At 35.6% G+C, this 14,360-nt stretch carries 14 protein-coding genes; 11 read left to right on the top strand and 3 right to left on the bottom strand.

Translation table 11 applies throughout. The features are described from left to right. Window positions 1-113 precede the first annotated feature (113 nt). Window positions 114-746 (bottom strand): GntR family transcriptional regulator, encoded by a 633-nt coding sequence (locus MHH81_RS15815; RefSeq protein ID WP_340922948.1) that lies wholly within the window; start codon window positions 744-746, stop codon window positions 114-116. Window positions 747-987: 241 nt separating this feature from the next. Here MHH81_RS15815 and garR point away from each other — a divergent pair, with 241 nt between their 5' ends. From garR to MHH81_RS15795, 4 genes are read left to right on the top strand one after another with little or no spacing between them, the layout of a single operon-like run. After that, window positions 988-1,881 (top strand): 2-hydroxy-3-oxopropionate reductase, encoded by an 894-nt coding sequence (gene garR / locus MHH81_RS15810; RefSeq protein ID WP_340922945.1) that lies wholly within the window; start codon window positions 988-990, stop codon window positions 1,879-1,881. A gap of 3 nt (window positions 1,882-1,884) precedes the next feature. Then, on the top strand, window positions 1,885-3,330 hold the full coding sequence (locus MHH81_RS15805; RefSeq protein ID WP_340922942.1) for a four-carbon acid sugar kinase family protein: 1,446 nt from the start codon (window positions 1,885-1,887) through the stop codon (window positions 3,328-3,330). 39 nt (window positions 3,331-3,369) lie between these two features. Beyond that, complete coding sequence (locus tag MHH81_RS15800) at window positions 3,370-4,215, top strand: class II fructose-bisphosphate aldolase (protein WP_340922939.1); 846 nt, start codon at window positions 3,370-3,372, stop codon at window positions 4,213-4,215. A gap of 25 nt (window positions 4,216-4,240) precedes the next feature. Further along, the gene (locus tag MHH81_RS15795; protein WP_340922936.1) at window positions 4,241-5,563 is read left to right on the top strand and encodes a gluconate:H+ symporter; all 1,323 of its coding nucleotides are present in this window, start codon (window positions 4,241-4,243) and stop codon (window positions 5,561-5,563) included. A gap of 48 nt (window positions 5,564-5,611) precedes the next feature. On the opposite strand, the gene MHH81_RS15790 is transcribed toward MHH81_RS15795, so the two are convergent. After that, window positions 5,612-6,499 (bottom strand): LysR family transcriptional regulator, encoded by an 888-nt coding sequence (locus MHH81_RS15790; RefSeq protein WP_340922935.1) that lies wholly within the window; start codon window positions 6,497-6,499, stop codon window positions 5,612-5,614. A gap of 143 nt (window positions 6,500-6,642) precedes the next feature. Between MHH81_RS15790 and MHH81_RS15785 the strand changes: the two genes are divergently transcribed. The 5 genes from MHH81_RS15785 (at window position 6,643) to MHH81_RS15765 (ending at window position 11,466) form a co-directional block, all read left to right on the top strand. Beyond that, window positions 6,643-7,620: a DMT family transporter gene (locus MHH81_RS15785; RefSeq protein WP_340922933.1), complete on the top strand. Its 978-nt coding sequence runs from the start codon at window positions 6,643-6,645 to the stop codon at window positions 7,618-7,620. 227 nt (window positions 7,621-7,847) lie between these two features. Beyond that, window positions 7,848-8,414: an RNA polymerase sigma factor gene (locus MHH81_RS15780; RefSeq protein ID WP_340922930.1), complete on the top strand. Its 567-nt coding sequence runs from the start codon at window positions 7,848-7,850 to the stop codon at window positions 8,412-8,414. Then, entirely contained in the window at window positions 8,392-9,672 is a 1,281-nt protein-coding gene (locus MHH81_RS15775) for an anti-sigma factor family protein (RefSeq protein ID WP_340922927.1), read from the top strand. Before MHH81_RS15780 ends, MHH81_RS15775 begins: the two co-directional genes overlap by 23 nt. A 137-nt stretch (window positions 9,673-9,809) precedes the next feature. Further along, entirely contained in the window at window positions 9,810-10,235 is a 426-nt protein-coding gene (fabZ, locus tag MHH81_RS15770) for a 3-hydroxyacyl-ACP dehydratase FabZ (protein WP_340922925.1), read from the top strand. 349 nt (window positions 10,236-10,584) lie between these two features. Beyond that, entirely contained in the window at window positions 10,585-11,466 is an 882-nt protein-coding gene (locus MHH81_RS15765) for a DMT family transporter (RefSeq protein WP_340922922.1), read from the top strand. Window positions 11,467-11,924: 458 nt separating this feature from the next. Here MHH81_RS15765 and MHH81_RS15760 read toward each other — a convergent pair whose 3' ends face one another. Beyond that, window positions 11,925-12,404, bottom strand: a complete 480-nt coding sequence (locus MHH81_RS15760) for a GyrI-like domain-containing protein (RefSeq protein WP_340922918.1) — start codon at window positions 12,402-12,404, stop codon at window positions 11,925-11,927. A 213-nt stretch (window positions 12,405-12,617) separates the two neighbouring features. Between MHH81_RS15760 and MHH81_RS15755 the strand changes: the two genes are divergently transcribed. Further along, window positions 12,618-13,547 (top strand): DUF1835 domain-containing protein, encoded by a 930-nt coding sequence (locus MHH81_RS15755; RefSeq protein WP_340922916.1) that lies wholly within the window; start codon window positions 12,618-12,620, stop codon window positions 13,545-13,547. 393 nt (window positions 13,548-13,940) lie between these two features. Further along, window positions 13,941-14,255, top strand: a complete 315-nt coding sequence (locus tag MHH81_RS15750) for a DUF378 domain-containing protein (protein WP_340922914.1) — start codon at window positions 13,941-13,943, stop codon at window positions 14,253-14,255. Window positions 14,256-14,360: the final 105 nt, after the last annotated feature.

Genomic DNA, 14,360 nt, shown 5'->3' with positions numbered 1-14,360 from the left:
TCATTTACTATAAAATATGACTTTTAGAGCTACTTTTTATCAAACTTTATTCCAAACCAATATTTAAAAGGCAGCAAATGAGAGGTTTTAGAGTTCTCATGCTGCCCTTTTTATTAGTTTCTTGAACTGTTCATAATATGTAAGCAAAAATCTAAATCTGCTTGAAGATGTGTTTCCATTAACTGTTTTGCTGTTTCCCCGTCTCGAGCTAGGATGGCATTATATATTTCCTCGTGTTCATCAATTAAATGGGGGCGTTTGTATAAGACCACCGTTTTCCTAAAAAGATAAATAATAGATTTCATGCGATCGATTGTTTCTATCATAAGAGAGTTTCCGCTCGCTTGAACGATAATTTCATGAAAGCGTTCATTTGCGCCCATGATCTCTTCCGTCGTCCCTTCTCTTCCAATCTTAATACAAGTAGAAAGAGTCTGTAGATCATTTTCAGGAAGATAGGTTGCCGCTGATTTTGCAGCTGCACCTTCTAACAATATTCTTACTTGAAATAAATTACGTAAATCCTTCTCTGTTGGTTGTACTACTTTTTTATTTATGATAAGTCCTTCATTAATTAGTTGCCGCAGGGCTTCTCTAATAGGGGTTCGGCTACAACCTAATTCTGTTGCGAGCTTCTCCTCCACTATTTTTGTGCCACCTGGTAAATCTCCATTTAAGATTCGATCTCGGATAACTTCATATGCTTGATGGTAAGCAGAGCGAGAATTTATATTGTTTTGAACCATCTTGTTCACTCCTATTTCTTCCAACGTTCATACCATTAACTTATCAAAAATAGAGTTAGAAAGATAGCTTGAAATTAGCATCACACATTTTGTGTACAAGTATAACTAAAATGTATACAAAATAATTAAAATAGTATACAATATTTTTGTGAAGATTATTGCAAACGTTTTCAATATACATTAATGGGTAGAATTTCATAGAGAACTAAAGGGAATGTAAATTAGACTAGGAGGAGTTAAAATGGCAAAAAAAGTTGGTTTTATTGGATTAGGAATTATGGGAAAACCTATGGCATTGAATTTATTAGCAAAAGGGTTCGAAGTAATCGTAAACGATTTGAATAAAGAGGCAGTACAAACGTTGGTAAATGCAGGTGCAACTGCTGGAGATTCAGCAAAAGTAATCGGAGAAAATAGTGAAGTAATTATTACAATGCTTCCAGCATCTCATCATGTGAAACAGGTAGTCTTAGGTGAAAATGGCGTACTTAGTGGAGCGAAAAAAGGTGCAGTTATAATAGATATGAGTTCTATTTCACCAGTGGTTTCGAAAGAAATAGCTGCTGAAGCTGAAAAACAAGGGGTAGAAATGCTAGATGCTCCTGTAAGTGGAGGAGAACCAAAAGCAAAAGATGGCACGTTAGCAATTATGGTTGGCGGTAAAGAAGAAATATTTGAACAAGTAAAAGATGTTTTAGACGCGATGGGTGCAGAAGTAACTTTAGTTGGTGGTAATGGAAGTGGGACTACTGCTAAATTAGCAAACCAAGTAATCGTAAACTTAAATATCGCTGCTATGTCTGAAGCATTAGTATTAGCTGCTAAAGCAGGTATTGATGTAGAAAAAATGTATCAAGCTATCCGAGGCGGACTTGCAGGAAGTGCAGTACTTGATGTGAAAGTTCCATTAATCCTTGATCGTAACTTCGTAGCCGGTGGACGAATTGATATTAACTTAAAAGATATGACAAATGTGATGGAAACAGCACATGATATTGGAGTTCCAATGCCATTATCTAGCCAATTGGTTGAAATTTTCCATGCGTTAAAAGTAGATGGAAAAGCAGCAGATGATCACGGCGGAATTGTTCAATATTATGAAAAACTTGCAAACGTTGAAGTAGGGAGAGTTTAATTCATGACCACAATTAATAGTACAGAAAAACGATTGGCGCAAGAAGTATTAGAGAATATCCGAGCAGTTGATAGACAAGCTGTACAAGATAAACTTGCCAATGAATTAGTTGATCTGAATAAAAAAATTATTGTGCTAGATGATGATCCAACTGGTGTACAAACTGTTCATGGTATTTCTGTGTATACGGACTGGTCTATAGAAAGTATTGAAAAAGGATTTGAAGAAGAAAATTCTATGTTTTTCTTACTAACAAATTCAAGAGGTTTTACTGCTGCTGAAACAGAAAAGGCACATACAGAAATTGCTGCAAATATTGTTGAGGTAGCGAAAAAGCAGAACAAAGATTTTATTGTCATCAGTCGAGGAGATTCTACATTGAGAGGCCACTATCCTCTTGAAACAGAAGTATTAAAAGATACGATTGAAAAAGCTTCTGACATTCGATTTGATGGAGAAGTAATCCTTCCATTTTTCAAAGAAGGTGGGCGCTTTACAGTGGACAACATCCACTATGTACAATATGAAGAATATTTAGTACCTGCTGGTGAAACAGAATTTGCGAAAGACAGAACATTTGGTTATACCAAATCCCAACTAGGTGATTGGGTAGAGGAAAAAACAGAAGGTAAATTCACAGCTGAAAATGCAACATACATCACATTAGAGAGCTTGCGAGCTCTTGATATAGAAGGAATAACAAATCAATTACTTCAAGTGCGTGATTTCAATAAAGTAATCGTAAACTCTGTAGACTATGTAGATGTTGAAATTTTTGTACTTGCACTTGTAAATGCAATGAAATCTGGGAAACAGTTCATGTTCCGTAGCGCAGCGGCTCTAACAAAAGTAATTGGTGGAGTTAGCGATAAAGCGCTTCTAACGAGAGAAGAATTGATCCAAGAAGAAACAAAACATGGTGGTTTGATCTTAGTTGGTTCTCACGTTAAAAAAACAACAGAACAACTAGAAGTATTAAAAACAAGTGACTTCATTGAATTTATTGAATTTGACTGCCATCTCGTTTTACATCCTGATAAGTTCCAAACGGAAATTGATCGTGTAATTGAAACAACGGAGAACCTTATCCGCGAAGGCAAAACGGTTACTGTATATACAAGACGTGAAAGACTAGATCTTGGTGAAGGTAAAAAAGAGGAAGAGTTAAAATTATCCGTTAAAATTTCAGATGCAGTAACGAGTATAGTTCAACGATTAAGCGTTCGTCCTAATTACATTGTTGCAAAAGGTGGAATTACATCGAGCGACATCGGAACAAAGGGATTAGAAGTGAAGAGAGCTACAGTAGCAGGTCAAATTAAACCTGGAATTCCAGTATGGTTCACTGGTGAAGAAAGTAAGTTCCCAGGTATAGCTTATATTATTTTCCCAGGTAATGTAGGTGCCGTTACTACATTAAAAGAAACGGTTGAAATATTAACTAAGTAATAGATTGTTTATTCAGGAAAACAAAGGGGCCATCCAAGTATGCTAGTAAACACAATTGAGATATTAAAGGATGCACAGCGTGGCAAATACGCTGTGGCTGCCTTTAATGTCTACAACTTAGAAACGGTACAAGCAGCAATTCACGTTGCTGAACAAGAAAATCAACCAGTTATTATCGCGTTAGGAGAACGTTATTTCCCAACAGTTGATGTCGAAGGATTTGCTGCACTTGTAAAAGCAATGGCTGAAAAAACTTCGATTCCTGTTGCACTTCATTTGGATCATGCATACGAAAAGGAATCCATTATTCGTGCCATTCGATGTGGATTCACATCAGTTATGTTTGATGGGTCTGCTTATGCGTTAGAAGAAAACGTTCGTCGTACAAAAGAAATTGTGGAAATCGCTCATATGGCTGGGGTTTCAGTTGAAGCAGAAATAGGCTCTTTAGCAAAAGGTGAATTTTCCGATGAAGAAGAAGGAACAGGCACACTAACAGATCCTAAAGCTGCAAAAGAGTTTGTGGAGGCTACAGGCGTTGACTTTTTAGCTGCGGCTATTGGTACAGTACATGGTATGTATAAGGGAGAGCCGAAAATTGACCTACCGCTTTTAGAAAAAATTGGGCAGGCAGTGGATGTACCGCTAGTTTTGCATGGCGGTTCAGGAACACCAGAATCTGTTATTAAGCGAGCTATAGATTTGGGAATATGCAAAGTCAATGTGAATACGGAAGTATCGATGGCTGCTGTTTCCTTTATTCAAAATTATTTTGAGACAAAACAAATGGTTCACCTATCAACTATCATGGCAGATATGCAACAAGCAATGGAACCTGTCATGACTAAATTCGTGCGAGTATTTGCGAATAAAGAAAATCAGTAAAATTTGAAACGAAAAGAGGATTACAATGCCAATCGTATCTATTTGTATAGGAGTTGCTTTATTACTTCTATTAATGATTGTTTTTAGGTTAAATGCTTTTATTTCTTTAATTCTTGTTGCACTAGTAGTAGGGATACTAGAAGGAATGTCACCACTAGATGCCATGTCCTCTGTCCAAGCAGGTTTAGGTGGAACACTTGGAAGTCTGACGATGATTATCGTTTTTGGAGCAATTCTGGGTAAATTGATGACAGATTCAGGTGGGGCGCAACGTATTGCGACAACACTTATTAAAACATTTGGTAAAAAGAGAGTTCAATTAGCAGCTGTTCTAACAGCATCTTTAGTAGGGATTGCCCTGTTTTTTGAAACAGGCGTAGTTGTATTAATTCCCTTAGTATTTACAATTGCTACCGCAGCTGGAGTGCCTGTTTTGTATATTGGTATGCCAGTAATCGCTGCTCTAATCACAATGCATGGTTTTGTTCCTCCACACCCTGGTCCAACAGCTGTTGCTAGTGTGTTTGATGCAAATATTGGTAAAACAATGTTGTATGGAATTATTATTGCTATTCCTGCCATCATTATTGCCGGTCCGTTATATACGAAGTTGTTTAAGAAGGAATTCTTGGAGGTAGATATTCCAAAAGGGCTATTTAATCCCAAAGAATTTAAAGATGAAGAAATGCCTGGATTTGCAACGAGTTTACTTACATCTCTAATGCCAGTTATTCTGATAGGTTCTCAGGTAATAGTTGAAATCTTTGCACCAGATTCAGCGGTAATGCCGTTCTTTGACTTTATAGGTAGTGCAAACGTGGCGTTATTACTATCTGTAATTTTTGCATTCTTTACTTTCGGTCTGAACCGCGGGAAAAAAATGAAAGAAATTATGCAATCAGTTTCGGAGGCTGTAGGCGGAATTGCGATGATTCTATTAATCATTGCCGCTGGTGGTGCATTCAAACAAGTATTAATTGACAGCCATATCGATCAGTATATCTCGGATATCATGGCAGATTCAACACTTTCTCCATTACTTCTAACTTGGTTAATCGCTGCTATTTTACGTGTAGCGTTAGGTTCAGCTACTGTAGCTGGTATGACAGCGGCTGGTATTGCTGCACCTTTAGTAGCGATGACTGGTGTGAGCCCAGAACTTATGGTATTAGCTGCTGGAGCAGGTAGTGTTACGTTCTCCCATGTAAATGATGCAGGATTCTGGATTTACAAAGAATACTTTAACCTTTCTATCGGGAAAACAATTAAAACATGGTCTGTCATGGTAACAATTATTTCTTTAGTTGGATTAGCAGGAGTCTTAATCCTTAATATGATTATTTCCTAATTAAAAGCGTCTTCATTCTACAATTTGACTGTAGAAGAAGACGCTTTTTTAATTGGTAATAAGAGATAATGGCTCTGCCGCTTCATTCTTTGTATGTTCAATTGTTTCGATAAATTTTTCGATTGTAGATGTTAGATAGGTATTGGAACGTCTAATAAAAATTGTTTTGATCTTACTATATTTTTCAGGTAGTGTATGGCACTGAATTAGTCCTCTTTTTTCTAAATGGGCAACTGCAGATTTTGGTACGAATGTGATGCCTAGCCCTACAGCAACACTGCTTAGAATTGTTTCTAATGTCCCAAATTCCATCACTTTTTGAGGAATTATATTTTGATCTTTGTACCAAGATTCAAGTCTTGCACGGTACCCACAGCCATTGCTGAAACAAAGGAATGGCTCATGTATTAATTGTTCTATGGAAGTTGCTTTCATATCTGATATGAGGACAAGCTCTTCTTGAAAAACATCATGAGATATGAGGTCAGGATGTACATTTGTTTCCGTTACAAAGGCTCCATCTAAACGATGATTCAATACATCTTGTTGCAATTGGTTGGTAACACCTGTTAGTAGTGATAGGTCCACATTTTTATATTTTTTCGTATAAACAGATAATATATTTGGTAATTTAATAACTGTTTCTACAGATCCTATCTCTAACTTACCGGATGGATTATCCCCGCTTTGTACGACTTTTTTCATTTCATCCGTTAATGATAATATTTTCTCGCAATAGACTAATAATTTTTTTCCTTCAGGTGTTAAACTGATACCGCGATTATGCCGATTAAACAGCGGTGTATTTAGCTCTGTTTCCAGTTTATGAATTCTGGATGTAATATTCGATTGTACATAACTTAACGCTTTTGCAGCTTCTGTGATTGTTCCTTTTTGCGCAACTAGTTGAAAAATCTCTAAGTCTTTAAACTCCATATTCTCTTCTCCTATTGAAACCTGTATCTATCATTTATGATATCACTAATAATGATAGCAAACATCATTATTATTCATTTTACATGATGCCTAAGTGTGTCGTTTAATAGATAAGGCGAACATTTGAAGGAGATTGATGTGTTGTGAAAGGTAATGTATTATTAGGTGCTATTTTATGTCTTGTAGCAAGTGTGTCGTGGGGAGCCATGTTTCCTGTTGCGCATAATGCTTTTCAATATATAGATCCGTTTTATTTTACTATTTTCCGTTATGGTACAGTGACAGTTATTTTAGTAATACTTCTATTATGGAGAGAAGGAAAACAGGCATTTCAATTTGAAGGAAAAGGATTATCATTATGGTTTTTCGGTACGATGGCTTTCACGGTTTATAATTTACTTATTTTCTGGGGAGAAGATTTATTGGGAGAGCCGGGTGTGATGGTTGCATCGATTATGGAATCTTTAATGCCAATGATATCTATTGTAATTGTGTGGGTGTTGTACAGACGTAAGCCTTATACATTCACATTAGTATGTGTTTTAGTAGCATTTATTGGTGCCGCGCTCGTTATAACGAAAGGGGATTTCGGAGCGTTTTTATCTGCTACCGATAATCTTGTTCCTTCCGTACTTATTTTGATGGCGGTTATTGGATGGGTTATTTACACAATGGGTGGCAGTCAGTTTAGAGGTTGGTCTGCGTTACGGTATTCTACATTAAGTTGTCTTCTTGGAACGATTTCAGCAGCTGTTATCGTTTTGATACTTACACTTACTGGTTATGTGAGTGTACCTTCTATGGAAACAATTACGATTGTAAGTCCGCATTTATTGTTCATGATTATTTTTCCAGGACTTATTGCACTAATTGGCTGGAATATCGGTGTTAGCATTCTAACTCCGTTAAATGGATTGTTATTTATTAATTTTGTTCCTGTTACAACACTTGTGATTTCACTTATTCAAGGAAATCAAGTAAATTATTATGAATTAATTGGAATTACGTTTATTATATTTTCATTAATTTCGAATAATATCTTTCTGCGTAGACAGCAGAAAAGTGCGCCAGTTCCGATAAATAAAATAAAAGCGTCTACTTCTATGAAAGAAATTTTATAGAAGCTAGCGGCTTTTTCCTTGTGTATAACACAGGAGATGAATTCATCGGCTACAACCAATAGTTAAGAGTGTTTTCTTCTACAAATGATTATTTGTAAGAAGAAGACACTTTTTTTGTTGAAAATTATTTTTCAACGTACATGAAATTATTTTACTGATAAACTCGTTATGATAGGTGAGTGATAAAAACGAGACATGCGCATGATCGTTTTAGCAAGGAGGTCAATATGGAAGAAGAACTACAGTGGATACATGAGGTGCTATCAGGTAACAAGCAAGCATACGCACATATTATTAATAAATATAAAAATCGGCTATATGGGACGATTTTACGAATGACGAAAAATCCGCAGAATGCACAAGACTTAGTACAAGAAGCATTTATCAAAGTGTATCATCAACTAGAGAAATATGATGAAAAAGGATCGTTTGCTGGTTGGATTTATCGTTTGGCGATCAATCACTGTATGGATGAGTTTCGTAAAAACAGTTACAAGATGAAACAAGTAGAAATTAACGAAGAAAAAGTTGTAAACACTAATTATCCTGAAATCATCTTTTTGAAAAAGGAGAAAAGCAGACAACTAGAACGACTAATAGCAACCCTACCAGAAGATGAACGAATGATTATTCTTTTGCGGTATGTAAATGAGTTAAGCTATAACGAAATAAGTGAACTGGTCGAAGTCCCTCTATCGGATGTTCGCAATAAACTGCACCGAGCAAAGAAAAAAATGAGAGATACGATAAAACGAGAAGGAGGTTATTTTTATGAACTGTCCGAAGGTAGATAAACTTTCTCAGTACGTTGATAACTTACTTACAGTACAGGAGCATGATCAAATACACGCTCATGTTAAAAGCTGTGATGATTGTATACGAGTCGTTGAGGCTTTCCAAGAGGAACAACGATTTCTAAAAGAAACATTACAAACACCAACATTACCGGATGATTTTGCTTCCATTGTCTTGGATAAGATTGAACCTTATGAACAGAAGATAGTTCGGAGAAAAAGTAAACCTTGGAAACGCATTTTACTTTCTGCAGCGGGAATAGTATTAGTTTTGGGTTTAACTGCTGCACTGAACCCTCAAGAAGCAACAGATAAGTTAACGATAAAGTTCGATTTAGTTGAGTTAAATGGAGTTAAAGGCAATTGGAAACTAGAAGTTCCAGTAGATTTAATAGAAAATAAAAAATTAACAAAGACAATCCCATTAAGTGATGCTAAAAAAAGCGCTCATGGTGTAGTCGTAAATATGAAGGAAGTTCAATTTGCCCCTTCTTCCAATGACTTATCCTACGAAACGTCTTTTACGAATGAAGAACAAGCGCTTGTAAAAGAAAAGATTCAAAAGTTTGAAGAGAAGTTTGGAGAAGAAAAAGTAAACACCTCTACTAGCTATGGGACTGCAATTCAGTATCATATTGAGAATGAGGAAAAGAAGACTATTTATTATCGAAATAATAGTTTGTTGGAAGAAAAAGGGGAACATTATAGCTTAAGAATGCTTTCAGGTGCTGGAGAAGATATGGAACAACTTGGACAAGTTGCATGGAATGAATCATATATTCCACAAAAAGTTAACAACAAGCTAACTTTTGTGTTAGATGGAGTCTTTAAAACAGTACCATCTGATTTCTCCATTACAATTAAACCGAAAGAATTGAAAAAACATCCTGTTTCATTTGAATATGAAGGGAATTTTATAACGATTAATAAAGCGACAATGCAGAGTGAGTTTTCTTTACGTAAGTCACTAATACCAGTAGAAAAAGAAACAATCTTTCAAATTGAGATGAAAGGCGGCAAAGAAGCACTTTCTTCAGAATTTGGTACTTGGATTTTAGTAGATGAAAAAGGAAATGCATATCCTACTAATCAAAGCGGATCCATACTTAATGAAAAAGATAAAAACGATCGCTATAAATTAAATCTAAACCTCAAAACATATGACCTAGAAGAAATTCCGGAAGAATTAACGTTACACTTACTTTCAGTAACTCGTTATTATGAAGTCAAAGATAAATGGCAAGTTCCATTATATTAACTCTAAAGCCTGTTCATCTACAGAAAAATTGTAGATGAACAGGCTTTTTTATTGCAGGGTTCTACTTCTAACTATTTAATACTAGATACTAGTACTAAGTGTTATAATGAGGGGAAGTAGATAAAGGAGATGAAATAATGTTTGATACTCAGAAAATAAAAGATATTATTAGACATCGCTATCCATTTCTTTTAGTGGATAAGATTTTAGAACTAGAAGAAGGAAAGAGAGCAGTTGGTATCAAAAATGTGACTGCAAATGAAGAATTTTTTAAAGGACACTTCCCTAATTATCCAGTTATGCCAGGTGTATTAATTGTCGAGGCATTAGCTCAAGTAAGTGCAGTTGTAATGCTCACTAAAGAAGGAAACCAAGGTCGATTGGGGCTTTTAGCCGGTGTAGATAATTGTCGCTTTAAACAGCAAGTAAAACCAGGTGATCAACTTCGTCTCGAAATAGAAATTACCCGTTTAAAAGGGCCAATCGGAAAAGGGAAGGGAATAGCTTCTGTAGATGGAAAAATAGTTTGCGAGACAGAACTGATATTTGCATTTGGTGATTAATACAAATTGAATTTCAAAATTGTTCGTCTTGTAATGACAGAGGATATATATTAACGCAAATAATTAAAGAGTTAAAAATCAAGTAAGTATATTGTTTTCCCTTCCTGTTACATATACGTTTGTAGTCATAACCATTTCTACATAACTCCGGATTTGGAATCGTAGACGTCAAAGGAAATACTAGTACAGAGGAAAATAAATATGATGAAAAGCGTTTTTCTTCTACAGATAAAATTTTGTAGTGAGAAGACTCTTTTTTGTGGAATGGATACGTTATACTAATAATATTGATTTTTCTTACTTTATGAAGTGCAATTTCGAAGTAATTAGTAAAGGGTGGTGGATTTATATGCAAAAATATATTGGTGAAATATTGCTTATAGTAACGGCAATAATATGGGGAAGTGGTTTTGTTGCAAGTGCCGTATCACTTGAATTTTATACGCCCTATCAAATTTTGGCTGGTAGATTTTTAATTGGGGCTATTATTTTAAGTGTTTTATTTCATAAAAATCTTAGAATGGCCAAGAAGAGTACAGTGATTAAAGGTGCAGTTTTAGGAATTTTTCTATATGTAGCTTTCGCTCTTCAAACAGTAGGACTACAGTTCACCACACCTTCCAAAAATGCATTTTTAACAGCAGTAAATGTGGTCATTGTTCCTTTTATAGGGTTTCTTCTATATAAGAGAAAAATGGATATGTACGAACTTGGCGGAGCAGTTTTAGCTGTTATTGGTGTAGCTGTACTTTCATTAAAGTTATCTTCCGAGATCAATATAGGTGATTTACTGACATTATTATGTGCAGTTGGATTTGCATTTCATATATTCTACACATCACGATTTGTAAAAGAAGAGGATCCGGTTGTCCTTACTATTGTTCAGATGGTAGTGGCGGCAGTTATTGGGTGGATTGTTGTACTGTTTAGAGGAGAAACTTCCTTTTCTATGGAAACAGAAGGGGTGTTGAACCTTCTTTATCTTGGTATTTTTTCCACAACGATTGCTTATTTAATGCAAACCGTAGCGCAGAAATACATATCAGAAACGAAAGCAGCAATCATTCTCTCGACAGAATCTTTTTGGGGAATGGCGTTCTCGGTAATTATTTTAAGTGAAGTGATGACGTTTAAAATGATTCTCGGTGCACTGCTTATACTTCTTGCGATTATCCTATCTGAAACAAAGTTTGGATTTTTGAAAAAGGATAAAATGAAATCACTTGTATAAACCTTCGATGTAAGGGGTTGTCCAATAAGCCTATAAATTGAAGCAGGTGTAGAAAAACGAGTCTTTTTCTACACCTGTTTTTTGTATACTTTTTATTAAACTACTATTTTTATAGGCAATTGATTGTAGTGGAAGACGGCGACTCCAGCGGGAATAGCAGATGTTTTTTGCACCGAAAGCGAAGCGGCAGGTGCATGAGCTGAAGGCCCCGCAGGAGCGAAAGCGACGAGGAGACTGAAGCCATGCCCGCGGAAAGCGTCCGTCTGGAACGGAAATCAATACATCGGAAAAGGGACCATTTCTCAGTCCCTATATGACTTTAGGGGCAGCCCCTTTATCGACGTGCTCGTAAAGCGCAGCATAGCATCCGTTATTCGCAACATTACGGAGGTACTCGCAACATTATGGTGTATACACGCAATATATATGAACAGTTTGATAAAGGAAACAGTGAAACGTTATTTAATTGCTACCCAAATTTCATTATACGTATTCGGATTAGTAGCATCAGTATCCAAATACACTTCAAAAGGTTTTATGGAAGATGGTACATATCCGCTAGATGGGAACCATTCGGAATAAATTCGTTCCCACATAGTTGCTATAGCGGAAGGGAAAGGTCCTTGTATTTCAAAAATAACCCATTTGGCAGCTGGAAAGTCGATTTTTTTTAATCCATGTGGCACGTTCCCGTTATATTCTGCAGCAACATAGTAGTCCATTCTATTTTCCTCTTTATTCACCTCTGCCCAGATGCCTAATAGCCCCTTTGTTGCTCCTTCTTTTAAATCATTTAATTGATCTACGGTTCCATTTTCATGTATTTCAGTCCAAAAATTTTGATATTCTTGAAGACCTCCATTTTCTACATCATAAGGAAATTCTCGATTAATCCCAATTACTTGAAAAGCATTTCTTTCAACAATTCGATATTGCATTCGTTTTACTCCTCTCCTTCTATCATCTTTCCTCCACCATATTTAATTTAAATTAAATTATATTCTAACTTTACGATATGTTTCAATTTTTAACACATGAAAAGGAGATATCCAAGATAATGAAGAATTAGATAACAGTGATTTAATTGCTCAACAATATAATGAAAGACTTGGTAGTAAATATAGAAAGCATAAAATGAGAGGTGGATGTGCATGATACATATTGTGAATGGGGATGTAGTTGGAAATAAGATTCAAGGGATAGATGGAGAAATTATTGTATGGAGAGAAATGTATGACTTTGGTCCGCTGAGCTTAGAGTGGTCAAAGGCTGAGCAAATACAAAGACGTGCTGTTTTTTTTGAAGAAAGACTTGGAATACCGTCAGCTTTTTTTATCTCTAATTGTGAAAAACAAAATAACTTACTGAATAATATATCAAAGAAGGAAGAGATTGTTCTTTGGTTTGAGCATGATAAATTTGACCAAACAATGCTCATGTATTTATTAACAGAATTATCGTCAAAAGGCTTTGGAAAGCTATCGATGATAAGTATTAATCGATATCCTGGTATTTATCCTTTCCATGGATTAGGACAGTTATCTTCCGAACAATTATTGGCTCTAATAGATCATAAAAAAGAGATTACTATGGAACAAATTCGTGAAGCAGTTTCAGGATGGAGTGCATATAACTCGAAAGATTCAGAGGAAATTGAAAAATGGATTCAAACAGAACGTCATTTCCTTCCTTTTTTACTTCAAGTATTAAAGGAGCAAAGAAGCTATTTTCCTTCTCCCAAAAATGGGCTAAATGAAGTGGAATATTTATCACTTCAGCTAATCGACCAAGGTGTAGGTCAATTTTATACATTGTTCAATCGAGTATCTAAAGAAAGAGTTAATGATGGGTTAAGTGATCTACTGTTTGCAGCAATTTTAAATGAATTAATGAAAGGGAAAAATCCATTGCTGATAAGTGATCTTCCTTTACCTAGTTATAAACTCTCTCCATCAAATGCTACGTTACAATTAACGACTCATGGCTTAGACGTATTGAACGGGAAGAAAAACCGGTTGGATTTAGTGGAAATAAATTGGTGGGTTGGAGGAGTTCATTTACAAAATAAATCCTCATGTTAAGCCTAATAAAAGAAAAGTCGAATCCTTAAATAGGATATCGACTTTTTTATTTATTATCCACGATATTTAAATAATTGATATTTCCTATTAATTTGAGCATTTTTTAACTTTATCCATTTTTCACTTAAGCACAAATTGCATTGGATTGTATAAACCGGAGTTTATTGCAAAAGATAAGAACGAATCTTAGCAATTAATGAGAGGAATGTTTTTATGGAGAACGTACGACAACTACTGGCGTTGTATTGTGTAACATAGAAACATTACACCGTTAATTCGAGTTCGATTATTGGCTTTGGTTTAGGGCCATCGATTTAATTGAACATCGTCGCTAAGAATCGAATGGGAAGGATATCTTCCTAGAGCGTTTAAAAAATAAGGAGGTGTTCATCCGTGGGAACTTTACATCGGATTGCTTTATTCCTAGTTATTATTGGTGCAATCAACTGGGGTCTAATTGGTTTCTTTAGGTATGATTTAATTTCTTCCATATTTGGTGGTGAGACTACGGCAATATCTAGAGTGATTTTTGGACTTGTAGGGTTAAGTGGATTGGTATGCATACCGCTTCTGTTTAGACCAGTAGAAGACGTCGAAGTAGACAGAACCCGTCAGGGAAATCTCAACTATGGGACGGAATTTGGTGAGGAACCAGACTTTACAGATATAAAGGATGCTTCTAAGGGAAATTCGAAAAAAGAGAAGTAAGCTTTGTTATGGAAGTCCTTCGTCATTTGGTACGATTTACTTCAAATCGATCACAAGATGCTTAATCGAAAAAACTGATGGCCTTTAACTAGGTTCGTCAGTTTT

It is taken from the genome of Psychrobacillus sp. FSL H8-0484, assembly GCF_038005325.1.
In the GTDB taxonomy this organism is placed as follows: domain Bacteria; phylum Bacillota; class Bacilli; order Bacillales_A; family Planococcaceae; genus Psychrobacillus.
The sequence above is the reverse complement of the archived record's forward strand: the minus strand, read 5'-3'. Positions and strand labels throughout refer to the sequence as shown.